Annotated in this window: 22 protein-coding genes and 1 pseudogene; 9 read left to right on the top strand and 14 right to left on the bottom strand. The window is 63.9% G+C overall.

The window, feature by feature from the left end:
• From H6X51_RS11265 to H6X51_RS11245, 5 genes and pseudogenes are all read right to left on the bottom strand, one after another.
• Positions 1–107, bottom strand: a pseudogene (locus H6X51_RS11265) (electron transfer flavoprotein subunit beta/FixA family protein); the annotation flags it as partial.
• Positions 108–279: 172 nt separating this feature from the next.
• Positions 280–1,413: an acyl-CoA dehydrogenase family protein gene (locus tag H6X51_RS11260; protein ID WP_185267621.1), complete on the bottom strand. Its 1,134-nt coding sequence runs from the start codon at positions 1,411–1,413 to the stop codon at positions 280–282.
• 12 nt (positions 1,414–1,425) lie between these two features.
• Positions 1,426–2,622 (bottom strand): acyl-CoA dehydrogenase family protein, encoded by a 1,197-nt coding sequence (locus H6X51_RS11255; protein ID WP_185267620.1) that lies wholly within the window; start codon positions 2,620–2,622, stop codon positions 1,426–1,428.
• A gap of 63 nt (positions 2,623–2,685) precedes the next feature.
• On the bottom strand, positions 2,686–4,779 hold the full coding sequence (locus tag H6X51_RS11250; protein WP_185267619.1) for a 3-hydroxyacyl-CoA dehydrogenase NAD-binding domain-containing protein: 2,094 nt from the start codon (positions 4,777–4,779) through the stop codon (positions 2,686–2,688).
• 134 nt (positions 4,780–4,913) lie between these two features.
• On the bottom strand, positions 4,914–5,699 hold the full coding sequence (locus tag H6X51_RS11245) for an IclR family transcriptional regulator (RefSeq protein ID WP_185267618.1): 786 nt from the start codon (positions 5,697–5,699) through the stop codon (positions 4,914–4,916).
• 228 nt (positions 5,700–5,927) lie between these two features.
• Between H6X51_RS11245 and H6X51_RS11240 the strand changes: the two genes are divergently transcribed.
• The gene (locus tag H6X51_RS11240) at positions 5,928–7,550 is read left to right on the top strand and encodes an AMP-binding protein (protein ID WP_185267617.1); all 1,623 of its coding nucleotides are present in this window, start codon (positions 5,928–5,930) and stop codon (positions 7,548–7,550) included.
• Positions 7,547–8,212, top strand: a complete 666-nt coding sequence (locus H6X51_RS11235) for a crotonase/enoyl-CoA hydratase family protein (protein ID WP_185267616.1) — start codon at positions 7,547–7,549, stop codon at positions 8,210–8,212. The genes H6X51_RS11240 and H6X51_RS11235 overlap by 4 nt, the downstream gene beginning before the upstream one ends.
• Before the next feature lie 144 nt (positions 8,213–8,356).
• Here the strand turns inward: H6X51_RS11235 and H6X51_RS11230 are convergent, their stop codons facing one another.
• Positions 8,357–9,178, bottom strand: a complete 822-nt coding sequence (locus H6X51_RS11230) for an acyl-CoA thioesterase (protein WP_185267615.1) — start codon at positions 9,176–9,178, stop codon at positions 8,357–8,359.
• A 265-nt stretch (positions 9,179–9,443) separates the two neighbouring features.
• On the opposite strand from H6X51_RS11230, the gene H6X51_RS11225 reads away from it, so the two are divergent.
• Positions 9,444–11,981, top strand: a complete 2,538-nt coding sequence (locus tag H6X51_RS11225; protein WP_185267614.1) for a penicillin acylase family protein — start codon at positions 9,444–9,446, stop codon at positions 11,979–11,981.
• Positions 11,982–12,032: 51 nt separating this feature from the next.
• Here H6X51_RS11225 and H6X51_RS11220 read toward each other — a convergent pair whose 3' ends face one another.
• The 4 genes from H6X51_RS11220 to H6X51_RS11205 form a co-directional block, all read right to left on the bottom strand.
• A complete protein-coding gene (locus H6X51_RS11220) occupies positions 12,033–12,515 on the bottom strand; it encodes a YbhB/YbcL family Raf kinase inhibitor-like protein (RefSeq protein ID WP_185267613.1) in 483 nt (160 codons plus the stop codon).
• Positions 12,516–12,563: 48 nt separating this feature from the next.
• Positions 12,564–12,860: a hypothetical protein gene (locus tag H6X51_RS11215; RefSeq protein ID WP_185267612.1), complete on the bottom strand. Its 297-nt coding sequence runs from the start codon at positions 12,858–12,860 to the stop codon at positions 12,564–12,566.
• 353 nt (positions 12,861–13,213) lie between these two features.
• Positions 13,214–14,413, bottom strand: a complete 1,200-nt coding sequence (locus H6X51_RS11210; protein ID WP_185267611.1) for a 3-oxoadipyl-CoA thiolase — start codon at positions 14,411–14,413, stop codon at positions 13,214–13,216.
• Positions 14,414–14,417: 4 nt separating this feature from the next.
• Positions 14,418–15,932: a 3-hydroxyacyl-CoA dehydrogenase gene (locus H6X51_RS11205; protein ID WP_185267610.1), complete on the bottom strand. Its 1,515-nt coding sequence runs from the start codon at positions 15,930–15,932 to the stop codon at positions 14,418–14,420.
• A gap of 200 nt (positions 15,933–16,132) precedes the next feature.
• Here H6X51_RS11205 and H6X51_RS11200 point away from each other — a divergent pair, with 200 nt between their 5' ends.
• The 3 genes from H6X51_RS11200 to mutM are packed head-to-tail and all read left to right on the top strand — an operon-like array spanning position 16,133 to position 18,721.
• The gene (locus tag H6X51_RS11200) at positions 16,133–16,561 is read left to right on the top strand and encodes a PaaI family thioesterase (protein WP_185267609.1); all 429 of its coding nucleotides are present in this window, start codon (positions 16,133–16,135) and stop codon (positions 16,559–16,561) included.
• Positions 16,558–17,901, top strand: coding sequence for a hypothetical protein (locus H6X51_RS11195; RefSeq protein WP_185267608.1), 1,344 nt, complete (start codon positions 16,558–16,560; stop codon positions 17,899–17,901). Before H6X51_RS11200 ends, H6X51_RS11195 begins: the two co-directional genes overlap by 4 nt.
• Positions 17,902–17,908: 7 nt before the next feature.
• Positions 17,909–18,721: a bifunctional DNA-formamidopyrimidine glycosylase/DNA-(apurinic or apyrimidinic site) lyase gene (mutM, locus tag H6X51_RS11190; RefSeq protein ID WP_185267607.1), complete on the top strand. Its 813-nt coding sequence runs from the start codon at positions 17,909–17,911 to the stop codon at positions 18,719–18,721.
• Here the strand turns inward: mutM and H6X51_RS11185 are convergent.
• Complete coding sequence (locus H6X51_RS11185; protein WP_221627320.1) at positions 18,712–19,176, bottom strand: transcriptional regulator; 465 nt, start codon at positions 19,174–19,176, stop codon at positions 18,712–18,714. The genes mutM and H6X51_RS11185 overlap by 10 nt on opposite strands.
• 245 nt (positions 19,177–19,421) lie before the next feature.
• Here H6X51_RS11185 and H6X51_RS11180 point away from each other — a divergent pair, with 245 nt between their 5' ends.
• From H6X51_RS11180 to H6X51_RS11170, 3 genes are all read left to right on the top strand, one after another.
• Positions 19,422–21,194: a putative bifunctional diguanylate cyclase/phosphodiesterase gene (locus H6X51_RS11180; RefSeq protein ID WP_185267606.1), complete on the top strand. Its 1,773-nt coding sequence runs from the start codon at positions 19,422–19,424 to the stop codon at positions 21,192–21,194.
• 206 nt (positions 21,195–21,400) lie between these two features.
• Entirely contained in the window at positions 21,401–21,679 is a 279-nt protein-coding gene (locus H6X51_RS11175) for a hypothetical protein (protein WP_235991317.1), read from the top strand.
• A 64-nt stretch (positions 21,680–21,743) separates the two neighbouring features.
• The gene (locus tag H6X51_RS11170; protein ID WP_185267604.1) at positions 21,744–23,567 is read left to right on the top strand and encodes a Na/Pi cotransporter family protein; all 1,824 of its coding nucleotides are present in this window, start codon (positions 21,744–21,746) and stop codon (positions 23,565–23,567) included.
• A gap of 223 nt (positions 23,568–23,790) precedes the next feature.
• On the opposite strand, the gene ggt is transcribed toward H6X51_RS11170, so the two are convergent.
• From ggt to coaD, 3 genes are read right to left on the bottom strand one after another with little or no spacing between them, the layout of a single operon-like run.
• A complete protein-coding gene (ggt, locus tag H6X51_RS11165) occupies positions 23,791–25,476 on the bottom strand; it encodes a gamma-glutamyltransferase (RefSeq protein ID WP_235991316.1) in 1,686 nt (561 codons plus the stop codon).
• 2 nt (positions 25,477–25,478) lie between these two features.
• Positions 25,479–25,730 carry a YfhL family 4Fe-4S dicluster ferredoxin gene (locus H6X51_RS11160; protein WP_185267603.1) on the bottom strand — a complete coding sequence of 84 codons (252 nt, stop codon included), beginning with the start codon at positions 25,728–25,730 and terminating at the stop codon, positions 25,479–25,481.
• A 21-nt stretch (positions 25,731–25,751) separates the two neighbouring features.
• On the bottom strand, positions 25,752–26,231 hold the full coding sequence (coaD, locus tag H6X51_RS11155; RefSeq protein ID WP_185267602.1) for a pantetheine-phosphate adenylyltransferase: 480 nt from the start codon (positions 26,229–26,231) through the stop codon (positions 25,752–25,754).
• Positions 26,232–26,252: the final 21 nt, after the last annotated feature.

Below are 26,252 nucleotides of genomic sequence, written 5' to 3'. Positions count from 1 at the left end.
TTCATGGACATCTTGACGTTGGCGAGGTCGACACCGCTGTTGTCCGCCTTGACGCGAACCTTGACGTTGTAGTCAACCACGCGCTTTACGGCGACGAGGATTTTCATGGACGTTAGTCCTCCGCAAGTCTGTGAAACGCCCCGGTGGGCGTGTGACATTTAAAAGGGGTCTTAGCATACCGGGCACTTTTCGTGTTCGATAGTACCCGGTCACATGATTTACGATGAATTGGTCGGGAAAACAGGACAAAGCCCTGTTTTCCCGACCTGCTGCTGTGCCTCAGGCAACAACCAGCTGGTTGGAATAGGCTTCCAGATGATGATCGTCGTCACCGAACTGGTGACTGATCATGACCAGGCGCTTGGCGTAGTGGGCGCCGTTGTATTCCCAGGTCATGGCGATGCCGCCATGCAGCTGGATGCACTGCTCGGCAACGTAGCGGGCCGCGCGGTTGACGATGAACTTGGCGGCGGACAGCTTGGCGCTGCGCTCGTCGCTGTCCTGGTCGTCGGCGACGCAGGCTGCCAGGATGGCCATCGAGGTGCCGCGCTCCAGTTCGCTGATCATATCGACCATGCGGTGCTGCAGAACCTGGAACTTGCCGATCGGCACGCCGAACTGCTTGCGGGTCTTCAGGTAGTCCAGGGTCAGGTCGCAGGCGGTACGCATGGCGCCGACCGCTTCACCGCACAGCGCGGCAATGGCGCGGCCACTCTGGTAGCGAATCGCATCGTAGGCGTCGCCAGCAGAGCCCAACAGCTCGCCCTGGACCTTGTCGAGGAACAGTTCGCAGCCCTTGCGGCCATCCACGGTGGCATACACGCGGCGGGTGACGCCTGCCGCGGCGGGGTCGATCAGGAACAGGCTGATGCCCTGCTGGTCGCGGACGTCACCGGCGGTGCGTGCGGAGACCAGGATCTTGCCGGCGGTCTGGCCGCCGATCACCACACCCTTGCGACCGCTGAGCAGCCAGTTGCTGCCTTCCTGTACCGCGGTGGTCTGCACATCATGCAGGCAGTAGTGGCTGCTCGGCTCTTCCAGGGCGACGCTGGCCTGCAGCTCGCCGCTGGCGATGGCGCCCAGCAGTTCTTCCTTCTGTTGCTCGTTGCCCAGCTGGCCGATCAGGCCGCCGGCCAGGATCACCGACTCCAGGTAGGGTTCCAGGCAGATGCCACGGCCCAGCTGTTCCATGATCAGCATGGTTTCCACGCCGCCGCCGCCGAAGCCACCCAGTTCCTCGGAGAAGGGGATGGCGGTCAGGCCCAGCTCGCCCAGTTGCTGCCAGAATTCGGTGCTGAAGCCGGCGTCGCTGTCGCTGAACTCAAGGCGCTTTTCGAAGGTGTAAACGTCGCGAACCAGGCGGGCCGCGGTGTCCTGGAGCATCTGCTGCTCTTCAGTCAATTTGAAGTCCATGGTCGGCGCTCCTTAGAGTTCGAGGATCATTTTCGAGACGATATTCTTCTGGATCTCGTTGGATCCGCCGAAGATCGACAGTTTGCGCATGTTGAAATAGGTCGAAGCCGGGGCTGCGGCATAGTCGTCGACGAGGAACTCGCCGTCATAGTCCAGCTCCAGCTCTTCCGGCAGGAAGGGCAGGGCATACGGCCCCAGGGCCTTGCGCGTCAGGTGGGTGATGGCCTGGCGGATCTCGGTGCCCTGTACCTTGAGGATCGAGCTTTCCGCGCCGGGTACACCACCTTCGGAGGCGGCGGCGACGATACGCAGGGTGCTCACCTCGGCAGCCATCAGCGACATTTCCACTTCGGCGATCTGCGCGCGGAACAGAGTGTCCTCGAGCAGTGACTTGCCGTTCTTCTGCTGTTTGGCGGCGATGCGCTTGAGGTTGCTCAGCGCTGCCTTGGAGGTGCCGATACCGGCCAGGCCGGTACGCTCGTGGGTCAGCAGGTACTTGGCGCAGGTCCAGCCCTTGTTCTCCTCGCCGACCAGGTTCTCCACCGGCACGCGCACGTCATCGAAGAACACCTCGTTGACTTCATGGTCGCCGTCCAGGGTGATGATCGGACGGACAGTGATGCCGGGGGTGGCCATGTCGATCAGCAGGAAGGAGATACCGCGCTGCTGCTGGGCTTCCGGATCGGTACGCACCAGGCAGAAGATCATGTTGGCGTGCTGGCCCAGGGTGGTCCAGGTCTTCTGGCCGTTGACCACATAGTGATCGCCATCACGCACGGCGCGGGTCTTCAGCGAGGCCAGGTCGGAACCGGCGCCCGGCTCGGAGTAACCCTGGCACCACCAGTCCTCACCGGACAGGATGCGCGGCAGGTACTGCTGCTTCTGCGCTTCAGTACCGAACTTGATGATCACCGGAGCGACCATGGCGACGCCGAAGGGAATGGTGCGCGGTGCCCCGGCAGCGGAGGACTCTTCGTCGAAGATGTGCTTCTCCACGGCGCCCCATGTAGTGCCGCCATGCTCGACCGGCCAGCCCGGTGCATACCAGCCCTTCTTGGACAGGATCTGCTGCCAGCGCTCATGATCGGCCTTGGTCAGGTGCTTGCCGAGTTTGACCTTGGCTGCGATGTCCGCCGGCAACTCCTGCTTGAGGAATTCACGCACTTCGTCACGGAAGGCGAGTTGTTCAGCTGTGTAATGGATTTCCATGTTGGGTCCTCGTTGTTATTCAGCTGCCGGCGCCGCGTCAGGTGCGGCGCCGGCAGAAAAGTCTCAGAGATCGGCGAACTTGCGACCTTCTTTGGCCAGTTTCTCCAGCAGCGGAGCCGGTTTCCACCAGGCGCCGAGCTGTTCGTGGAATTCGCAGATGCGGGCATAGACACGATCCAGGCCGACTGCATCAGCATAGAACATGGGGCCACCCTGGTGCGCCGGGAAGCCGTAGCCGTTGATGTAGATCACGTCGATATCGCTGGCACGCTGGGCAATGCCTTCCTCGAGGATCTTCGCCCCTTCGTTGATCAGCGCATAGATGGTGCGTTCGATGATGTACTCATCGGACAGCTGGCGGCGCTCCACGCCCTGCTCTTTTGAAGCGGCATCGAGAATCGCCGGCAGTTCCGGGTTGGGCAGCGGGGTACGCGAGCCCTTTTCATAGACATAGAAACCCTTGCCGGTCTTCTGTCCGAGCATGCCGGCCTCGGCCATCTTGTCGAGGATGGTCGGCAGCTTGAACTCGGCGGGCAGGGTCTGGCGCTGGCGGGTGCGGATGGCCAGGCCGATATCCAGGCCGGACAGATCACGCATGGCGAACGGCCCCATGGCCAGCCCGAACTTGCGCAGCACGCCATCGACCTGCTCCGGAGTGGCGCCTTCTTCCAGCAGAAACTCGGATTCGCGGCCGTACTGGAATACCATGCGGTTGCCGACGAAGCCGTCGCACACGCCGACCGGCACGGCGACCTTCTTCAGCTTCTTGCCGATGGCCATGGCGGTGGCCAGCACTTCGTCGCTGGTCTTCTCGCCGCGCACCACTTCCAGCAGGCGCATGACGTTGGCCGGGCTGAAGAAATGCAGGCCGACCACGTCTTGCGGACGCTTGGTGAAGGCGGCGATCTGGTTCAGGTCCAGCGACGAGGTGTTGCTGGCGAGGATGGCGCCGGGCTTGCAGTTGGCATCCAGGGCTTCGAAGACCTTCTGCTTGACGCCCATTTCCTCGAATACCGCCTCGACCACCACATCCACATCGGCCAGGTCGGCGTAGTCGGTGACGCCGCTGACCAGCGCCATGCGTTTCTCCAGGGCGGCTTCGGTCAGGCTGCCACGCTTGACGCTCATGCCGTAGGTGTCGCGGGCGCGCTGGATGGCCTTGTCGCGGGCGTCGGTGCTGATCTCCAGGATCTTCACCGGGATACCGGCATTGGCAAAGCACATGGCGATACCCACGCCCATGGTGCCGCCACCGATCACCGCAGCGGATTTGATGTCGCGCACCGGGGTGTCCTTGGGCAGGCCATCAACCTTGGAAGCCAGGCGCTCAGTGAAGAAGGCATGCACCAGGGCGGCACGCTGCGGGGAGACCAGACACTCACCGAACAATTCACGCTCGCGCTTCAAACCTTCGGCCAGCGGTAGAGTAAAGGAGGCTTCGACGGCGGATACGCAGCGCTGCGGCGAGAACAGACCTGGGGTCTTCTTCTCGATCTCGGCGCGCTTGGCTGCGACCAGCGCGGCATTGTCCACGCCTTCGAGCTTGTCGGTACGCTCGCCGGTGCGGCGCGGGCCCTTGCCTTCGGCAATCAGCTTCTCGGCGAAAGCCAGGCCAGCGGCCAGCAGCTCGCCGTCGAACAGCTCATCGACCACGCCCAGTTGTTGCGCTTCGGCAGCAGCGATAGGTGCGCCGCTGACGATCATGTCCAGGGCCTTCTCGACACCGACCACGCGGGGCAGACGCTGGGTGCCGCCGGCGCCCGGCAGCAGCCCGAGTTTGACTTCCGGCAGGCCGACCTTGGCGTCCTTGCGGGCGATACGGTAGTGGCAGCTCAGGGCCACTTCCAGACCACCACCCAGGGCGGTACCGTGGATCACGGCGACGCTCGGCTTGTTGCCGGCCTCGATGCCGTTGACCACGTCAGGCAGCCCCGGCGCTTGCGGCGGCTTGCCGAATTCCTTGATGTCGGCACCAGCAATGAAGGTGTTGCCTTCACAGACCAGGACGATGGCCTTGACCTCAGGGTCAGCCTCGGCTGCATTGAAGCTGTTCTGCAGTCCCTCACGCACGGCCACACCCAAGGCGTTGACCGGCGGATTGTTGACTCTGACTACGGCAACGGCGCCTTGCCGTTCCAGGGTGACGACGTCCGACATGCTGAATCTCCTGTGAATCAGATCAGTTTCGTTGTGCGAAATAATGAAATCACGTTTCGCATAGCAAAATACAAAACTTGGGAAGCATTGTCGATGCCCGTTGCAAAATGGTGCGTTATAACGGGCGCTGATGATTACACTCCGAGGCGTTCGATATCCCGGGCGAGGATCGCCAACTGGTGCGCCAATTGGTTCTTCACCTTGTCTTCGGACACCAGGTAGGTTGGCGCGCCGCAGGTCAGTGCCATCAGCGTGCCGTCCTGCAGATGCAGGGCCACGCCGGCGGCATTGACGTTGCGATCCCAGTCACCCAGCGACAGGCAGAAGCCGTACTTCTGGTAATCGCTGAACGCCTGTTCCAGCTGCTTTTCCAGTTCCGGCCAGGTATCGGGATTGCGTGCCGCCAGCGAACTCATCACATGGCGGCGTTCCTCTTCCTTCATCGCCGCCAGGTAGGCGCGCCCGGCGGCGGTGGTGGCCAGCGGCAGGCGCACGCCGACATCCATGCGCAGCGAGGTGATCTCGGCGGGGCGGCAGTTCTCGACATAGATCATCGACAGGCGGTCGCGGCAGGTCAGACCCACGGAGGTGTTGGTATTACGGGCGAACTCGTCCAGGTACGGCTTGGCCAGCTGGCGCACCCGCAGGTTCGATACATAGGCGTAACCGAGGGCCAGCACGCCAGAATCCAGCTGGTACTTCTCCAGTTGCGGCGAATAGGACAGGTAGCCGAGCTTGGTCAGCGTGTAGGTCATGCGCGACACGGTGGGCTTGGGTAGGCCGGTGATCCGGGCGATATCCTGATTACCCATGACCACCGCGCCCTGGCTGAATGCGCGCAGCACATCGAGTCCGCGGGAGAGCGCCTCGACGAATTTGCGGTCCTTGGGTGGGGTTTGTTCTGGCAGATCGTCATTCATAAAGCATTCGTACCTTGATATGGCATCCGAGTGCGGCGCCTGCCATTCGATCGGCAGCGCCGGACTACTATTGTTGTGGGCTGGGCGGAACGATACAAAGGACGAAGCGTTCTGCACAGCGATATTGTTTTGATTTGTTCGGATGATTGCACAGCTGCGAGAGATAGAATAGCATCTTTTGGTATTGTGTTTCGCTGTGCAAAATAATAGTCCAAAAAAGAGGTTCCGATGTCCACATCTCCCTGCGTTGTTGCCGGCCAGTTGGCCGAACTTGGTCATGCCAACCTGTATGATCTGCTCCAGCAGGCCTGTCGTGATTATGGTGACAAACCGGCATTTTCCTGTGGCGCGGACTCGGTCAGCTTCACGGCGTTGGGCAGCCACGCGGACAGTTTCGCCCGCTATCTGCGGCATGAGGCCGGGTTGCAACCCGGTGATCGGCTGGCTATCCAGCTGCCCAACCTGCTCCAGTACGTGGTGGCCATCTTCGGCGCACTCAAGGCGGGCCTGGTCATCGTCAATACCAACCCCCAATACACCGCTCCGGAAACCCGCCACCAGTTCGCCGACTCCGGTGCCAAGGCGGTGGTAGTGCTCGACAAGCTGGTCCCGCTGGTACGCAGCATCCAGCCGCAAACCCAGATCGAGCGACTCATCGTCACCAGTCTGGATGACTGGCGGCATCCGCAGGAACAGGGCGATGCCGCCGACGTGACCCGTTTCATGGCGGCACTGGCGATCGGCAAGACCCTGCCGGAGATCGACACCGGACGCGGCCTGGATGACCTGGCCGTGCTGCAGTACACCGGCGGCACCACCGGCGTATCCAAGGGCGCCATGCTGACCCACCGCAACCTGCTGAGCAACGTGCTGCAGGCGGTGAGCATCATCAAGCCCGGCGAGGTGGAATACGGCAACGAGGTGCGGGTGTCGCCGCTGCCGCTGTACCACATCTTTGCCTTCACCGCGAACTGCCTGGCCTCGGTGTTCACCGGTTTCAACAGCGTGCTGATCACCAACCCGCGGGACCTGGACGGCATGATCGCCGACATGCAGCGGCACTCCATCACCCTGTTCACCGGCATCAACTCGCTGTTCGTCTCGCTGATGGCCCACCCGCAGTTCGACAGCATCGATTTCAGTCGCCTGAAATGGGTCAACTCCGGCGGTGCGCCGCTGAACCTCTCGGTGGCCCAGCGCTGGTTCGAGCGTACCGGCAGTGTCGTCCGCGAGGGCTTCGGCATGACCGAGACCTCACCCGTGGTGGTCGCCTCCACCGGCAACACGCCTTATAAGGAAGGCTTTATCGGCCAGGCGGTGATCGACACCGAAATGAAGATCGTCGATGACCTGGGCCAGGAAGTCCCGGCCGGCGAGCCGGGTGAGCTGCTGATTCGTGGCCCGCAGGTCATGCAGGGCTACTGGCAGCGTCCCGAAGCCACCGCGGAAACCTTCACCGAAGATGGCTGGCTGAAGACCGGTGACATCGGCGTGATCGACGAAGACGGATTCCTCAAGCTGGTCGACCGCAAGAAGGACATGATCCTGGTATCCGGCTTCAACGTGTATCCCAATGATGTGGAAGACGCGGTCATGCGCCATCCCGGTATCCGCGAATGCGTGGCGGTCGGCGTGCCGGATGAGCGCAAGGGCGAGGCGATCAAGCTGTTCGTCAGCCTGCACGATCAGAATCTGACTGAAGCCGACATCATTGCCCATTGCCGTGAACAACTGACCGGCTACAAGGTGCCGAGCTTCATCGAGATCCGCGACGACCTGCCCAAGTCCACCGTCGGCAAGTTGCTGCGCCGGGTGCTGCGTGATGAAGCCCGGGCGCAGGTACAGCCATGAGCGCGCTGGTGCTGAGTATCGTCGACGGCATTGCCGAGATCGCCCTGGATGACGGCAAGGTCAATGCGCTGTCCGAGCAGATGCTTAATGAGCTGCTGGCGGCCATCGACCAGGCTGCCAGCGCCGACGCTGCTCTGCTGATCTATGGCCGGGCGGGTTGTTTCAGTGGTGGCTACGATCGCAAGTTGATCGCTGCCGGCGGCCCGGCCTGTGACGCCATGCGCGCCGCCGGTGACCGCTTGACCCTGGCCCTGCTGGACTATCCGGCGCCGGTGTTGATGGCCAGCACCGGGCATGCCATGGCCAAGGCCGCCTTCATGCTGCTGCTGGCCGACTATCGCGTCGGCGCGGCCGGCGCCTTCAATATCGGCCTGAACGAAGTGGCCATCGGCATGACCATGCCCGATGCCGCCATGCCCCAAGCGCGGGCCGGACTGGCGCCGCAATGGCTCAACCGCTGTGCCCTGCAGGCGCAGATCCTCAATCCGCAGCAGGCGCTGGAGGCTGGCTTCTATGACGAGCTGGTGACCGGTGGTGAGCTGCTGGAGCGTGCCCGGGACAAGACCCGGCAACTGGCGGCACTGGACCGCAAGGCCTACCGGGAAACCCGTCTGCTGCTCAATGCGCCGTTGCGGGGTGAGGTGCTGGCAGCGTTGGGGTAACCGAGAGGGTTACGCTGCTGGGAACGTCAAGTACCAGCTTGATGGGCGGACTGGCTTGAGACACTGCGCCATCCGGCTGTTCCGCGGACGAGCTGGTGCTCGTCCCTCCCGGGCTGGCGAGCGTCTGCTCGCCGACCGGGGCGCTCACTCCTTGAAATACACCGACTGGGTGCTGGTCAACAACAGCACTCCATCCTCCGACCACAGGTGTGCTACCTGATCCGCATAGTTGCCATGCAATCGGGAAGCCTTCGCCTGACCCAGCACAAAACCCGTACCAGCCTTGCTCAGCTCATCAGCGGTGGCATGGAAGTAGTGCGTCATGGACACGGTGCCGGAGGGAGTGAAATGGTCGCGTAACAGGAAAATGCGTGGTGCAAACACGTCACCCAGCGCGGTCAGCGAGCAGTAGTCGAGTGGCCGTTCGGGATAATCACGGACCCACAGCAGTGACTCGGTATCTGCCGGCTGGTCCGCCGCACGTGGCTGCAGGGGGATGCCGCGTATAAAGCGGAAGTCATACTGCTTGAACCAGTTGCGGATGCTGATATCGACTCGCTTCAGCGTATCGGGGCGCGGGGCCGGGGGTGGGCTCAGTTGTTGCTCGGACAGGGTGTCCCGGCGAGTGGCAAAGAACGCCGTCGCGCTGGTGACTACCTCACCGTCCTGCTTCTGCAATAACAACCAGTGCTGGGTCGAGCGGTTGGTACGCAGTGGCGTAGCCTCGATCTCGAACTCTCCTTCGGCCACCGGGCCGGCAAAGTTCACCGTCAGCGACACCGGATCACCCAACCGCTCGGGGTGCTGCAGCACCGCGTTCAGCAGCGCGGCGGCGGTAATGCCGCCGAAGGGCCCGACCATGTTGTTGTAGGTCTCGGCGGTACGGCCGCTGTAGCGGTGAGTATCCATGGGACGCAGGCTGATGGCGCTGTCGAAAACGTGGGAGGCCGGGTGCGGATTGTTCATCTATCTGGGCTCGTCTGGCGAATGGGGTACGGATACAGGGATGATACCTCACTTGATTCGGCCGGCTGAGCGGGCCGGCCCATGCTGGCAATTTGCTGACCCCCTGAATGGGCGATTAACAATTTCATAAATAATGTGCTAGGCGCGCTTGTGAATGACCGCGGATCGACAATACTGGTTCTGGGTCATATTGCCCGAACGGCTCCAGTTGGATACATATGCGTCCATTGGGGCGGGAAACAACAATAATAAAGGATGATTCCCCATGCAAACCAGGCTGATCAGCGCGCTGGCTGTCGGTTCGTTTCTGCTGACCGGATGTCTCAGTGGTGGCGGTGGCTCTTCGAGCAGGCCATCGACTCCCTCACCCGAAGTTACCATTACCTATACTTCCCACGGCGTACCGCACATCCAGGCCCAGGATTACTACGGGCTGGGATACGGGGTGGCGCATGCCCATGCCGAGGACAACCTCTGCACCCTGGCCGAGCAGATCCTGAAAATGCAGGGCAACAAGTCCCGCTATTTCGGTCCCGGCGAGAATATGGCCAATCTGCTGTCGGATGTTGCCTACAAGGCACTCGACTTCGAGACTCGGGCCGCCGCGCTGTACGACAGCATGTCGGACAGTTCGCAGCAACTGATCGAAGGGTATGCCGAGGGCTATAACGCGGCCGTGGCCGCCTATAACAGTCCCCAGGACTATCCGTCACCCTGCCGTGGCGCCGAGTGGGTGCAACCGATCACACCTACCATCCTGGCGGCCTATCACCTGGATTTGGCGACGCTGGCCAGCACTCGCAACTTCCTCGCGGCCATGGCCATTGCCCAGCCGCCGACCGCGCCGATAGTGCAGGCCCGGCAGGCTGATACGCTGCTGGCCCAGGAGCAGGGGCCGCGCCCCCTGCGCAGTGCATACCCACTGACCGTCCAGCTGGATGCGGAGAAGGTGCTGACCAACGAAGGCATCGGCAGCAACGGCTGGGCGCTGGGGTCGCAGCGGGTCAATGACGCCAACAGCCTGCTGCTGGGCAATCCGCACTTTCCCTGGGACGGTGAACTGCGTTTCTTCGAGGCACACCTGAAGATCCCTGGTGAGCTGGAGGTGCATGGCGCCAACATGCTCGGCCTGCCGGTGATCACCATGGGCTTCAACAAGGATATCGGCTGGACCCATACCGTATCCCAGGCCAAGCGCTTCACCTTGTATCAGCTGGCGCTCGATCCGTCCGATCCGCTGCGCTACTACTATGATGGCGAGCTGCGGGATATCGAGTCGAAGACCGTGACCATCGATGTGCAAGGACCCGATGGTTCTGTGGTTCCCTACTCGCACCAGCTGTACTTCAGCCATTATGGGCCGATGGTCGACCTGTCCAGCCTGAGTCCCGCGCTGGGCTGGACCGGCACGGCGGCCATCACCTACCGCGACGTCAATATCGACAACAATCGCGGGATGGACCAGTGGCTGGCGATGGGGCTGGCGACCAGTACCCAGGAGGTGATGGACAGCTTCGCCACTCACCAGGGGCTGCCCTGGGTCAACACCATGATGATCGACAAGGAGGGCAACGCCTCCTATATCGACGCCTCGGTAACGCCGCTGCTGTCGCCGCAAGCCGAAGGCTACTGGCGCGCGGCGATGAACACGCCGGAACTGGCTGGCCTGTGGCAGGACGGCGCCGGCCAGATACTGCTGCCGGGCCATCAGTCGCAGTATGCCTGGGCCAACCACGCCGACGCCGTGGTACCGGGCATAGTGCCGTTCAGCCAGGCCCCGCGCCAGACCCGCACCGACTATGTGTACAACGCCAACAGCAGTCACTGGTTGTCCAACCTGGACGAGCCGCTGGAGGGCTACAGCATCATCTATGGGCCGGAGCAAAGCATTCGCAGCCCGCGCACCCGCTATAACGCGCAGATGATCAGCGATCCCCACGCCTTCGGCCTGACCCTGGCCGACCAGCGCTTCGATATCGACTCGCTCAAGGCGGTGCTGGACATGAACGGCTCGCTGTTCGGCGGCAGCTTCCGCAACCAGTTGGTCCAGCGCTGTACGCAGTATCCCGAGATCATCGTCGACGGCCAGAACCTGGATGTCAGCGAGGCCTGTGGTGTACTCGATCGCTGGGACGGCCTGTACAACCTGGACAGCCATGGTGCGCACCTGATGCGTGAGTACCTGCAGGGCTTCCGCGTGCCGCTGCACCGCGACCTGCGCGATGACCTGTTCGCCGTGCCCTTCGATGCCGCTGATGCGGCCTACACCCCGGGCGGGCTGAGCCAGACCATGACGCCGGAGGAACTGCTCAAGCCGCTGTACGATGCCGCCGAGCGGCTCAAGGCCGAAGGCATTGCGCTGGATGCGCCGCTGGGCAGCATCCAGTATGTGCTCAAGTCGCCAGCGCCGGAGCACAAGATAGCGGTGCACGGCGGGCAGTCCTTCGAGGGCCTGTTCAACATGATCAGCCAGGGCTCACGCTCGACCTCCGATCTGGCCACCATCCTCACCGGTGAGCCGGTGCCGGACAGCGCCAGCCTGTCCCGTCGTGATGAAGGCAACGGCGAGAAGAGCGCCTATCGCATCACCTATGGCTCCAGCTTCGTGCTGGCCCTGGCCTATGTCGATGGAGAGCCGCAGGCGCAGATGTACCTGAGCTACAGCCAGGCGCATGACCCCGAGTCGGCGTTCTTCGCCGACCAGACTGAGCTGTTCAGCGACAAGCAATGGCGCGACATGGCAGTGACCGAGGCGGATATCGCCGCGGATACGGTGCGGGTCGTCGAGTTGAATCTGCAATAGGGCGTGCGGGCCGGCCGTGGACCATGGCCGGCCCGATTTTGGAGATAGATCTCAGCCGCGCTGGTAGGTACCGATCAGGCGGTTCATCGCCAGGGTGTGCGGCTCGACCTTGGCCAGCAGCTCCCACATGTTCAGCCCTGCCGGCAGGTTCAGCTCGGTATCCAGCGCCAATACCCAGAAATAGTATTTGTGCTGGCCGTGGCCCTCGGGGGGCATCGGACCGCCATAGCCGGGCTTGCCGAAATTGTTCTGGCCCTGGGTATGCTCGCTGCAGTCCTCGGCAAGGCTGTCGATATTGCCGGGGATGTTGTACAGCACCCAGTGCACGAAGCCGTAGGTACCGTTGGCCGAGACCAGCGGGGCATCGGGATCGTGACAGATCACCGCGAAGCTTTTGGTGCCAGCCGGGGCATTGCTCCAGCTCAGTGCCGGGGAAACATCCTCGCCCTCGCCGGTATGCCGGGTGGGAATCGCGCCGTCGGCAGCGAAGGCGCTGCTGCTCAGTTGCAGATCGAGATTCAATGCAAAACCCATGGTGTTCTCCTTGTCAGTATGAAGAGGGAAGGTTGGACGCGTGGCCCATCAGCGAATCAGGGTGCTCAGCAGCCACAGCCCGAGCAGCAACCAGATGATCCCGCCGATGAAGCGCTTGCGGATAAAGGCGCTGACCCCAAGATAGATGAGAAACAGCCCTAGCACGACAAAGGCGATGCTGAGAATGCTGCTGTCGACGCCCAGCGCCCGGGAAAAACCATTGACGAAGGCGGTGCTGGCGCCACTGAGCATATCGAACACCCAGGCCAGGCCATCGACGATCAGCCTGACCAGGGTGCCGAAGGCCTGGCCCAGCCATTCAAAAGGGTTGGTATTCACATGCATCGGAAAGCTTCCGGTTGGATGGGATCGATACCATAGCAGAGATGTGGGCGCGGCCAGAAGTTCCAGTGCCGGGGTTGATCGGGCAGTATGATGGGTGCAGCTTTGTTCCCCCTCTCCCCAACCCCCCTTCGGGCCCCGGCCCTTCGCAGAGCTCAGGGCGTTCAGGCGGGCGAAGCAGTGCTTCGCTGATTACGCCTTCACCCCGCGAGGGGAGAGGGAGTTCGTTTGTGCTGGCCGAGACAACGTAGCTATCCTGCAGCGACGGTTACATCAAGCATACTCAGAACAGCCGGAGAGTACAGACTGGCTCCCTCTCCCCTCGCGGGAGAGGGTTGGGGAGAGGGGGAAACCCCTCACACCCGCTCAATCACCGCCGCCACACCCTGACCCAGACCGATACACAGGCTGACCAGCGCATAACGCTTGCCGCTACGCTCCAGCTGACGCAGCGCGGTCAGCGCCAGGCGGGCGCCGGAGGCGCCCAGCGGGTGGCCGACGGCGATGGCGCCGCCGTTGGGGTTCAGGCGTGGGTCGTCGAAGGCGATGCCCAGTTGCTTGGCGCAGCCCAGTACCTGGGAGGCGAAAGCTTCGTTGATCTCGATCACGTCCATGTCGTCCAGCGTCAGGCCGGCGCGGGCCAGGGCCTTGTTGCAGGCTTCCACCGGGCCCAGGCCCATGACGCGGGGTGCCACGCCGGAGACGGCGCCAGCGAGGATGCGACCGCGTGGTTTGACGCCGTATTTCTGGCCGATGGCTTCGCTGCCGATGATCAGTGCAGCGGCGCCATCGTTGACCCCGGAGGCGTTGCCGGCGGTGACCACGCCACCGTCGAACAATGATCGCAGGCCGGACAGGGCCGCCATGTCGCTGCTTGGGCGCGGATGCTCGTCCTGGTCGACCACCTTGTTGGGCTTCTTGCGGCCCTGCGGCACTTCGATCGGCAGGATTTCCTCGGCGAAAAACCCATCGGCGCGCGCCTGCTCGTACAGCGCCTGGCTGCGTGCGGCATAGGTGTCGGCTTCTTCGCGGGTAATACCCAGGTCGCGGGCCACGTTGTCGGCGGTCTGTGGCATGGTGTCGTCACCGTATTCGGCTTCCACCTTCGGGTTGGGGAAGCGCGCGCCTATGGTGCTGTCGAAGGCGCGGAAGTCGCGGGAGTAGGGGCTTTCGCTCTTGGCGATGACGAAGGGCGCACGGCTCATGCTTTCCACGCCACCGGCGACGAACAGTTCACCCTCACCGGCCTTGACGGCGCGGGCGGCATCGAGAATGGCCGCCAGCCCGGAACCGCACAGGCGGTTGACGGTGACGCCGGCCACTTCCTGCGGCAGCCCTGCCAGCAGCCCGGCATGGCGGGCGACGTTGCGCGCATCCTCACCGGCCTGGTTGGTATTGCCGATGACCAGGTCTTCATAGTCGGTACCGGCAAAGGCGTTGCGCGCCACCACCGCGCGGATCACATCCGCCAGCAGGTCGTCGGGACGCACGCTGGCCAGCGCGCCGGCGTGGCGGCCGAAGGGGGAACGCAAACCATCATAGATATAGGCAGTCATGGGGTTACTCCTGGAAGTCGGGGGTGGTCAGCGGCAGGTCCAGCTGTACGCGGCGGCGCAGCCAGGGGCTGGGACGATAGCGCGGCTCGCCATACACGGCCTGCATGTTGTTCAGAACAGCGAGAATCGCCTGTTTGCCATAATGCTCACCGAAGGCCAGTGGGCCCTGCGGATAGCCCAGGGCGAGCTGAATGGCGCGATCCAGGGTCTGCGGGGTGGCGATGCCTTTCTGGGCAATGTCGCAACCCAGGTTGACCACGCTGGCAATCAGCCGCTGGATGACGAAGCCGGGCGAATCATTGATCACTTCCACCGGTACGCCATCGGCACCCAGCGCCTGGCGGGCCTGGGCGACCAGGTCGGCAGCGGCGGCAGGCTGGCGCATCAGCGTGCGGCGCTTGTCCCAGTTGGCGAAGCTGTCCAGCGCCAGGGTGCGTGCAGCGGGCAGGTTCTGGCGGGTGAGGGCGGCGGTGCAGTCCTCGCCCAGCGGGGTGATCAGGCAGATGGCCTCGGCGGACGGCTGCTCAGCGGTTTCCAGGGTGGCACCGGCAGCGGCCAGTACCTGCGCAACCTGACTGCGCAGGGCAGCATCTTCAGTCTGCAACCAGTAGGGACGGTTCAGCAGTACGCTGTCTGCTGCCGGCTCGGGCTGCTCGATCTTCTGCCCGTCTTCATAACGATAGAAACCCTGGCCGGTCTTGCGCCCGAGCAGGCCGGCGGCGACGCGCTGCGCGGCAATGAACGACGGGGTGTAGCGCGGGTCATGGTAGAACTGCTCGTAGACCGACTCCATCACCGCGTGGGACACGTCCAGCCCGGTGAGGTCGAACAGCTCGAACGGCCCCATGCGAAAGCCCGGTCCGTCACGCAGGATGCGGTCGATCTGCTGGGGCGTGGCGACACCTTCGCTGAGCATGCGCAGGGCCTCGGTGCCGAAGGCGCGACCGGCGTGGTTGACCAGGAAGCCGGGGGTGTCCGGGGTGATCGCCGGGAAGTGACCGGCCTGTTCCGCCAGTGCCACAAGGCCATCGATATAGCGCTCCTCGGTGCGCGAGCCACGCACCACCTCGACGATCTTCATCAAGGGCACCGGGTTGAAGAAGTGGAAGCCCGCGACCCGCTCCGGACGGCTGCAACCAGCGGCAATGCGGGTCACCGACAGCGAGGAGGTGTTGGTGGCCAGCAGGCAGTCTGCGCTGACGATAGCTTCCAGATCGGTGAACAGCTTCTGCTTGACCTCGAGAATCTCGACGATGGCCTCGATGATCAGGTCGCAGTCCTTGAGTTGCTGCAGTTCGGCCGCCGGCTGCATGCGGGCATTGATCGCCTCGAACTCCGCCTCGCTGAGCTTGCCCTTGGCCAACTGGCGCTGCAGCAGGTTGCGGTTGAACGCCAGGGCATCCTCGATGGCTTCGGCGCGGGTGTCGAACAGCAGCACCTGTTGCCCGCTGCTGGCGAACAGCTGGGCGATGCCGCGACCCATGGCGCCGGCTCCAATGACTCCAATCCGATTGAACATATACAGACCCCTTGCTACCATGTTCCGCTAGGCGAAATGGTATTTCAATTTAAAGTGGGATGAGATTAAATCCTGCGGGCCATCAGTGCAAGCCAGCGCTGTTTATGGTGACCCATCAGCCAATATTGACTCTGCTTACGCCCGGTCTGGCCCATGGCATACTGCCTGCCCGTCGATAAGAGCCCTAGAGAACAGCATTCATGAGTGAAGATCATAATCTGGCCGTACAACGCACGGTAACCGGTTTTTTCCAGGATATCGGTGGTGAACTGCTGGAATTCGGCCCCGGTCGTGCGGTGATCGGCCTGACCCTGGAGCCGCGCCACCTGAACAACGCCAGCAACCTGCATGGTGGCGTTACCGCGACCCTGCTGGATGTGGCCATGGGCCTGTGCGGTACCTACGCGGAAGATCCCGACCAGCGGCGGGTCGCCATTACCCTGTCGCTGAACGTCAACTTCAGCAGCGTCGCCAGCGACGGTGCCCGCCTGCGCGCCGTCGCCACCTGCCGCAAGGCCGGCCACAAGGTCTTCATGGCCAGCTGCGACCTGCTCGACGAGAACGATACCCTGATCGCCTTTGGCGAAGGGGTATTCAAAAAAGGTGCATTGCGCAGAGACCTGCCGTGAGTAAACTGCTGCTGCCATTGGGCGTCGGCCTGGAGCTGATCGCCCTGGCCGGCCAATGGCAACAGTTGAGCTGGTTTGCGGCGGCGGCGCTGGCTGGTTATTTCCTGCTGCATTTCACCCGGCTGCTGCCCTATCCGCGTATGCTGGGCCTGCTCACCCTGGGCATGTTGCTGGCGCTGGCGGTATTGGGGCAGTCCGACCCGGCGCTGTGGGGCCGGTTGGCCGGCTCGGCGGCCTACTACACCAGTTTTCTCGGTGCCCTGGGGCTGATGCAACTGCTGGCCCGGCACCTGCCGCACCTGCGGGAAATGCACAAGGCGCTGCTCGCCGGGCCGGCATTGTGGCTGTATCCGCGCTATGTGCTGACCGCCGGCAGCATCGGCTCGATTCTCAACTTCGGCATGATGAGCCTGCTGTGTGGCACCCTCAGCCAGCATCTGCAGCAGTATGCGCTGGACGACGCGCAACGCCGCGCCGGCATGCGCGCGGTGATGGTCACCACGCTGCGCGGCTTTGCGCTGGTACCGCTGATTGCACCGACCAGCATCACCATCGCCATGATCAGCCGGGAAATGCCCGAGCTGTCCTGGGCGGTGATGTTTCCCTATGGACTGGTGGCCACCGTGCTGCTGGTGGTGGTCGGCTGGCGGCGGGAAACCCGCGGCCTGCTGGCCCTGCGCGAAAGCATCGGGGACAACAGTCGCGCTACCGGCATGGGCCAGTTACTGCTCGGCAGCCTGCTTGGCCTGGCCGCGATCGGCGTGCTGGCCTGGCTGACCGTGCTGACGCCATCCCAGGCGGCGATGATCCTGGTGCCGTTGGGCATCATTGCCTACCTGCTGTGGCGTGAGCGCTCGCCGCGCGAAGTGCTGAACCAGGTGACCGACAACCTGGTGAGCATGCACAACGAGATGTTCATCTTCGGCTGCGCCGCCTTGATGGGCGGCGTGCTCGGCGCCATCGCGCCGCTGGAGGAACTGGCGGCCTGGCTGGCGCAGGAGCCGAAGTACAACATGCTGCTGGCGGTGGCCAGCCTGTTCGGCATCATCCTGCTGGCCATGGCCGGGGTGGCGCCCATCGTCTCGCTGTCATTGCTGGTCGGCCTGCTGGCCGAGCTGGCGCGGCTGGGTGTGCCGATCATGACTCCGGCGCTGGGGCTGATGTGCGGTTTCTCGATCGCCATGATCTTTTCGCCATTCGGCCCGTCGACGCTGATCCTGGCGCGCTTCAGCGGCGAGAAGCCGCTGCGGGTGGCGTTCGGCTGGAACGGCCGCTTCGTCATCAGTGCACTGCCGCTGCTGTTGCTGCTATTGTTCGTGGTCCATTGGCTGCACGCATAACAGATCCATGCCCGAACTACCCGAAGTCGAAACCACCCGCCGCGGTATCGCCCCTCACCTGGAGGGGCACCGCGTAACCCGGCTGATCGTCCGTGATCCGCGCCTGCGCTGGCCGATCCCCGAGGATCTGGCGATCCAGATCGAGAACCAGACCTTCACCGCCATCCGCCGCCGCGCCAAGTACCTGCTGATGGATATTGGCGGCGGCACCCTGATCAGCCACCTGGGCATGTCCGGCAGTCTGCGCCTGGTGCCGGCCGGGACGCCGGTATTCAAGCATGAGCATGTGGATATCGAGCTGGATTCGGGCATGACCCTGCGCTACACCGACCCGCGCCGGTTCGGCGCCATGCTCTGGCAGCGTGCCGGGGAGCAGCATCCGTTGCTCAGCAAACTGGGGCCTGAACCGCTATCGGATGACTTCAACGGCGAGCGCCTGTACCAGCTGTCACGTAAGCGCAGCATGGCGGTCAAGCCGTTCATCATGGATAACGCGGTGGTGGTCGGGGTGGGCAATATCTACGCGACCGAAGCACTGTTTGCCGCCGGCATCGATCCGCGCCGCGACGCCGGGCGCATCAGCCGTGCCCGTTATCTGGAGCTGGCCGACGAGATCAAGAAAGTGCTGGCGCGGGCTATCGACAGCGGCGGTACCACGCTGCGCGACTTCATCGGTGGCGATGGCAAGCCGGGCTATTTCCAGCAGGAGCTGTTCGTCTATGGTCGGGCCGGGCAGTTGTGCAAGATCTGCGGTACTACCCTGTCCGAATGCCGGCTGGGGCAGCGCAGCTCGGTGTATTGTCGCCGCTGTCAGAGCTGAGTCGGGTCCGGCTCGGCGGTGCTGCTGCCTTCGCTGGCGGACTTTACCGGCACGGTGCCGAGCTGCGCCTGCTCGGCCAGGGCGAAGGTCATGATCACATCGCTGATCACCTGGCGCCGGGAGGGTGACAGTTCCAGGAACATCTCAATGACTTCCCGTTCCCGATGGGGAATGTCGGGATAGGGCAACTGCCGCTCGCGTACTTCATGGCTGCCCGGCTCACCGAAGCGCAGCGTGCGTGGATCGACCTTCAGCCAGCGGGCCAGCACCAGCAACTTGTCCTCGCTGGGCAGGGTTTCGCCTTTCAGCCAGCGCCGCACACCGTGCAGCGTCATCGGCTTGCCGAGATAGCGCAGATTGAATTCGCGTTCCAGCACCGCCGGCTTGGCTGGATAGCCGGCATGCTGCATGGCCTGTTGCAGGCGTTTGGCGAATTGTTGGCGGGTATTTTCCATGCAGGAAACACTACAGGCTATCGGTGGGAGGCGGCGTAACAGGAGAAATGCCTTTGGTTACGTTTTTTACGTGATTTATGGTTAATGCTCTCGTGCTACCATTCGGATGGCTTTCGCTGTCGGCAGGCTGGAACAATGGGGAAGCGAGCCTGGTTCATCGGACAGATACCTCGCTCCTGCTGAGGCTTTGATGAGGTGAGCAGCGAATCGTTGCAGCCGCGGCGAGTTTTAATTGGATGATGGCCATGCCCCGCCCGGTATCGGGTGGGCTGTATTTCCTGGCTGGTCATGGCGGGGATGAGGAGTCTGCGGTGAGAGAGCCGGGAGACAGGCTGGAAACGGGGGCGGGGGTGGCCGATCTGTTGCGGGCAGACCGGGACTCCGAGTTCCTGGCGATCCTGTTCGATGCCCTGGCCGATGGCGTGCTGGTTATCGATGAGCGGGGGATCATCCGCTCGGCCAGCCGGGCCGCTCTCGAGCTGTTCCGCTATGGCGCTGATCAGGCGCTGAATCAGCCTGTCTCGCTCTTGATGAGACTGCCCGCGCCCTCGGGCCAGGAGAGCCCCTGGCTTGCCGCGCAGTCCGTACGGCGGGAGGTGACGGGACTGTGCCGCGACGGTGAAGAACGTGCCCTGCGCCTGGGCGTCGGCAGCCTCATGTGGCAGGGACGGGAAATGCTGGCGATTACCTGCCATGACGTTACCGAACAGCGCCGGCACACCGAGCGCATCACCTTCCTCGCCTCCCATGACAGCCTGACCGGCTGCCCCAATCGTGAACATTTCCTGCGCCGTCTGACGCAGGCACTGCAGCAGTGCCGTGCTGCGGGGCGTTGTCTGGCCGTGCTGTTCATCGACCTGGATGGGTTCAAGGCGGTGAATGACCGGTACGGCCACCGGCTGGGGGATCTGCTGCTCAAACGGGTGGCCGAGCGCCTGCGCTGCCGGCTGCGTGATCTCGATCTGCTGGGCAGGCTCGGCGGTGACGAGTTCGTGGTGCTGGCCCACCTGGACAATGATCCGGTATTGGCGCAGAGGCTCGGGGCTCGCCTGGTTGACAGCCTGCAGCAGCCATTCAGCTTGAGGGGCCTGTCGGTGCAGGTCACCGCCAGTATTGGTATCAGCCTGCTGACCGAGCAGCAGAGCGCGGAGGACCTGCTGGATGAGGCGGATATCGCCATGTACCAGGCCAAGCTGGACGGCGGTGACCGGGTCGGCATGTTCAGCGAAGCGCTGCGCGAGCGCAGTGCCATGGCCTCTCGGCAACTGGCTGGATTGCGCCAGGCCGTGGCGCGCGGGCAGCTGGAACTGCACTACCAGTTGCAATTCGATATGCACAGCCTGCAACCTGCCGGTCTTCAGGCCATGCTGCGCTGGCGCTCCGAGCAGGGCCTGGTAATGCCCGAGCAGTTCATGTCTGCGGCCCGGGCGCATGGGCTGGCGTCCGGTATCGAACGCTGGGCCTTGCAGCAGGCTTGTCGGGACAAGGCCCTGCTCATGGCCGATGGGCTGCTGGACGCGCGGGTGGCCGTACGCATCGGCCCGGCTCTGCTCCGGGTGCCGGGGTTCGCGGCAATGGTGCAGGGCCTGCTCGAGGAGCATGGCCTGGCTCCCCGTCATCTGGAGCTGGAGGTCATCGAGGAAAGTGTCATGGACACCAGCGCACCGGCGCGGCAGAACCTGCTGACGCTGGCCGAGGCCGGTATCAGTCTGGGGGTGGGCAACTTTGGTTCCGGACATGTCTCTCTTGCCCGTCTGAAGGAGCTGCCCGCCAGCATCCTGAAGATCGACCGTATGTTCACGGCGGATCTGCCCGACAGCATCACTGATAGAGCGATCATTCGCGCTGTGCTGGACATGGCTGCGGCGCTGGACGTGCGCACCCTGGCGCAGGGCACCGATAGCGTGGCGCAGATGGCGTGCCTGCAGGAGCTGGGTTGCACGCTGGGGCAGGGTTGCTGGTACGCCTCGCCAATGTCGCTGGCGGAGCTGTGCGAGTGGCTAGGCGAGGCCGGCTGAGAAAATGTGCGTCTGGTAGCGCTTTGCCCGCGTCGCGTTTCCTAATAGCGTGAATGCGCCTACAATGGCCATTGAGTGCACTCCGGGAAGGGGTGCGCTGAACAATAAACGATGCTCCATCGGGCTCACCATCAGGGATTACACATATGCGCCTGCTACGTCACTTCACTGCCCTGTCCGCCGGTCTGCTGCTGGCCGGCAGCGTCATGGCCACCGAGGCCAACTTCGGTTATCAGGAACACGTCGAGAACCCCGGCATCTTCGCCATGGTCGGTGATCTGGTCATCGCCCGGCCGATCGGCGCGGCGATCACCGCCGTGGGTGCCGCGGCCTTCGTCATCAGCCTGCCGTTCACCGCGCTGGCCGGCAATACCGCCGAGGCGGGCCAGGAACTGGTGGTGCGTCCGGGCAAGGAAACCTTCATGCGTTGTCTGGGTTGCACCAAGAGCGGTTACGGTCGCAAGCAGCGCGACGAGAATCTCTGAGCGAGGCGATATCGGTACCGCAGGAAGCGGCGACCGGGGCCTGTCTGTCGGGTAGTCGGGGCTTATGCGAAAGATAGTCGAGCGGGCCTGGTTGCCGGGCCTGCTGCTGGTACTGCTCGGCTTGATGATATGGAGCGCGCAACTGGCCACGCTGGCGGCCGGCGTGGCGCTGTTCGTGCTGGGTATCGGGCGGCTGGAAGAGGGCTTCCGGGCCTTCTCCGGTGGTGCCCTGGAGCGCTGGTTGAAGTGGAGCACCAGTGGCCTGTGGCGCAGCCTGGCGGTTGGGGTGGTGGGTACGGCGCTGGTGCAGTCCAGCGCCCTGGTCACCCTGCTGAGTGTGGCTTTTCTCAGTGCCGGCCTGATCAATACCCTGGGCGGGGTAGGTCTGGTGCTGGGGGCCAACCTCGGCACCACCTCCGGCGCCTGGCTGATCGCGCTGGCCGGTCTCAAGCTGGACATGGCGCAGTTGTCGATGCCGATGCTGGCGTTCGGAGTGTTTCTGGCGCGGCGTGACAGCAGCCGCGAGCGCGGTACGGGGCTGGCACTGCTGGGCATTGGCCTGGTCTTTCTTGGCATCGATCTGATGAAAACCGGCTTCAGCAGCTTTGGCACCGGGGCGTTCGAGCCGGGCCAGCACGCGGTTGGGGGCTGGGCCGGGGTGCTGCTGTTCGTGCTGATCGGCACCGTGGCGACGGTGATCATGCAATCCAGCCATGCCACTCTGGTGCTGGTTCTGGCGGCGCTGGCGGCCGGCCAGTTGCAATACGACAACGCCCTGGCGCTGGTGATCGGCGCCAACCTGGGCTCCATCGCCCCGACGCTGTTCGCCGCCATCGGCAGCAATAATGCGGGGCGACGGATTGCCGCCACCCATCTGATCTTCAACCTGGTCACCGCCGGTGCCGCGCTGCTGCTGCTGCACCAGTTGATGGCGGCGGTGGAATGGCTGGCCGAGCTGGGCGGGCTGGCGCCGGATGCGCACATGCTCAAGCTGGCGATCTTCCATACGCTGTACAACGTCTTCGGCCTGGCGCTGGTGCTGCCCTGGAGTTTCCTGCTGGTCCGCGCGCTGGAGCGCTGGCTGCCCGACAGCGAACCGCTGCCCGAAGGTGGCGGCATGCTCAGCGAGCAGCCGCGTACCCGGGCACTGTACATCAACGATTCGGCGCTGCTGCACGCCGATACCGCGCTCAAGGTGCTGGACCAGGAGTTGCAGCATCTGGCGCAGTTGAGCCGGCAGGTGGTCGGGGCGGCGCTGTACCTGCCCTCGAGACTGGCCGAGCTGACACCCGCCGAGCTGCATGAGCAGGTACGCCAGCCGGTGCCGCTGGCCATGCGCGAGGATGCCGATGCCCTGTATGAGCGTCACATCAAGGGCGTGTATGCCGATATCGTCGACTTCCTCTCGCATATCGACGTCTCGCTGTTGCCGGAGCAGCAGCAGGCGCTGCTCAACGCCACCACCGCCGCGCGGGATCTGGTCAGTGCGGTCAAGGCGGCCAAGCACCTGCAGAGCAACCTGCGCCAGCAGATCGACAGCAGCCAGCCGCTGATCCGTGAGACATACACCCGGCTGCGGGAACAGGGCGGGCTGTCGCTGCTGGAATTGCGTCACTGGCTGGAAGTGGCCGGTGACGCCCCGGACCGGGAGCAATGGCTGGAGCACGGTGAGGCGCAGGACCGGCTATTCGCCGAGGCCTTCCAGCGTGACCTGCAACAGCATCTGCGCAACCGCGAGCTGGATGGCTGGCAGGCCACCTCGCTGCTCAATGACCTGCACTACATGCTGCGCGTGCGCCGACACCTGCGGCGCGGGCATCTCGGGCTGGCACAGCGGGTATCGGCGGATGAGGCCCAGCGCCTGGAACAGGCGGTCAGTCTGGCCTGACCTGACCTGGACGGGGGCTTTGTCACCTTCTGCTCCGTCATCTTTCTTCCCCGTCATCCTTCGCGCAGGCGAAGGATCCATGGTGCCGGCAGGCTCGGAGTTGCCGGTGGATCCTTCGCCTGCGCGAAGGATGACGAGGTGTGGGAAGGATGACGGGGCTTGGGAAGGATGACGAGGTTTGGGACGGCAAGGGTGGCAGGGGCTGGCCCAGTGAGGGGATGGATTATTGTGCAGTTGGGGCTGGGTGGCGGACGCTGGCCTGACCCTCACCCCGGGGATCGCTGGCGGCGCTGAGTTCGCCTTTGCGCTTGTCCCATAGCAACACCTGCATGTCGCCATAATCCCGGCCGACCGGCTTGATGCGGTGGCCCAGGGCTTCCAGCGCTGCCTGTTGCCGGCTATCGAATGTGCTGTCCTCGACCTGGATGTGGTCGGGCAGGTACTGGTGGTGGAAGCGCGGGCGACTGACCCACTCGTCTACCGGGCGCCCATCCATGGCCTGCAGCGTGCCGAGCAGGACCATGCTGATGATGCGGCTACCGCCGGGGGTACCGAGTACCGCCAGTTGCTCGGCGTTCTCCAGCATGGTCGGTGTCATGCTCGACAGCGGGCGCTTGCCCGGCGCGATGGCGTTGGCCTCGCTGCCGGCAAGGCCATAGCTGTTCCTGCCGGAGGGATCGGCGGCGAAGTCGTCCATTTCGTTGTTCAGCAGCACGCCGGTGCCCGGCACGGTGAAGGCCGCGCCGAATGGCAGGTTGATGCTGAGGGTGGCGGCCACCGCGTTGCCCTGGCGGTCGATCAGCGAGAAGTGCGTGGTATTGGTACCCTCATGGAACGGCTGCGCCGGCCCCAGTTCGAGGCTCGGTGTGGCGCGCTCGGGGTCGATGCCGGCGGCCAGCTGGCGCGCATGCTCGCGGGAGATCAGCCGCGCCGTGGGCACCTCGACGAAGTCGCTGTCACCCAGCAGGGTGGCACGGTCGCGATAGCTGCGGCGCATCAGCTCGACCAACTGGTGGGTCCATTGCAGCGAACCCGGCGTGGCGCGGGGCAACTGCTCCAGACCCTGGAGAATACCGGCCAGAGCGATGCCGCCAGCCGAGGGCGGTGGCGCGCTGATGACCTCGAAGCCGCGGCTGCTGAAGCGGATCGGCTCACGCTCAATGACCCGGTAGTTCGCCAGGTCGGCGGCCTGCCAGATGCCACCCGCGGCGCGCACCCCATCGATCAGGCGTTCGGCGACCGGGCCGCGATAGAAGCCGTCGAACCCCTGTGCCGCCAGGGCGCGCAGGGTGGCGGCCAGCTCCGGCTGGTGGACCAGGCTGCCGGGCGCGGGGGCCTGATCCTGATCGAGGAAGATGCGTGCGGTCTCCGGGTCCTGCTGCATGGCCGACAGGCGAAAGCCCACCAGCATGCGGTAGCTCTCGCCGACGGCGAAGCCCTGTTCGGCGGCGGCAATGGCCGGGGCCAGGCTCTGGCTCAGCGGCAGGCTACCGTAGTTGTCCGCCAGGTGCACCAGCGCCGCGGGCAGGCCGGGAATGGCCGCCGCCAGCGGGCCGTTGATTACCCGCTGCAGCTGCTCGGCATCGTCCAGGTACATGTCGCGATGAGCGGCCAGCGGAGCGGTTTCCCGGGCGTCGATGAAGCGGTAGCGGGGTTCGCTGTCGCCGGGCTGGCGCAACAGGAAGAAGCCGCCACCACCGATGCCCGAGCCGTAGGGCTCGACCACCGCCAGGGTGGCCGCCACGGCGATGGCGGCGTCGAAGGCGTTGCCGCCCTGATCGAGAATCTGATGGCCGGCGGCGGTAGCGACCGGGTGAGCACTGGCAACGGCCTGCTGATCGGGCGCTGAAGCGGCGTGGGCTGTCAGGCTCAGCAGCAGCGCCAGCAGGATTGGCAGGCGCATCAACATACTCATTTGCTGCTGGTGAGCAACTGATACTTGTCCATCAGCTGCTCCCTGGTTTCGACATGCCCGGGGTCAAGCGGAATGCAGTCGACCGGGCACACCTGCTGGCACTGGGGTTCGTCGAAATGGCCGACGCACTCGGTGCACAGGTTGGGGTCGATGACATAGATTTCCTCGCCCTGGGAAATGGCCCCGTTGGGGCATTCCGGCTCGCAGACGTCGCAGTTGATGCAGTCGTCGGTAATGATCAGGGCCATTGGGTCACTCCGGGAAGCTGTTCAGCCGTTGAAGCGCTTGAGCAGGGCTTCATGTACCACCGGATGAACGAATTTGCTGACATCGCCACCCAGGGAAGCGATTTCGCGGACCAGCGTGGACGAGATGTAAGAATACTTCTCCGACGGCGTGAGGAACAGGCTTTCCACTTCGGGCGCCAACTGGCGATTCATGTTGGCCAGCTGGAATTCGTACTCGAAGTCCGATACCGCGCGCAGGCCGCGCAACAGCACATTGGCGCCAACGTCCGCGGCAAAGTGCGCCAGCAGGGTGGAAAAGCCCACCACTTCGACGTTCGGGTACTGTTTCAGCACCTCGCGCGCCAGCTCCACGCGCTGTTCGAGCGTAAAGGCCGGGTTCTTCTTTGGGCTGGCGGCTACGGCCACCACCACCCGATCGAACAGCTTGGCAGCGCGCCCGACCAGGTCCGTGTGACCCATGGTAATGGGGTCGAAGGTGCCGGGATAGAGAACAGTATTCATTGGCTTCAGTCCTGCCTGTGG

Source organism: Halopseudomonas xiamenensis, from assembly GCF_014219065.1.
Taxonomy (GTDB): domain Bacteria; phylum Pseudomonadota; class Gammaproteobacteria; order Pseudomonadales; family Pseudomonadaceae; genus Halopseudomonas; species Halopseudomonas xiamenensis.
This window is presented reverse-complemented; position numbering and strand designations above follow the sequence as displayed.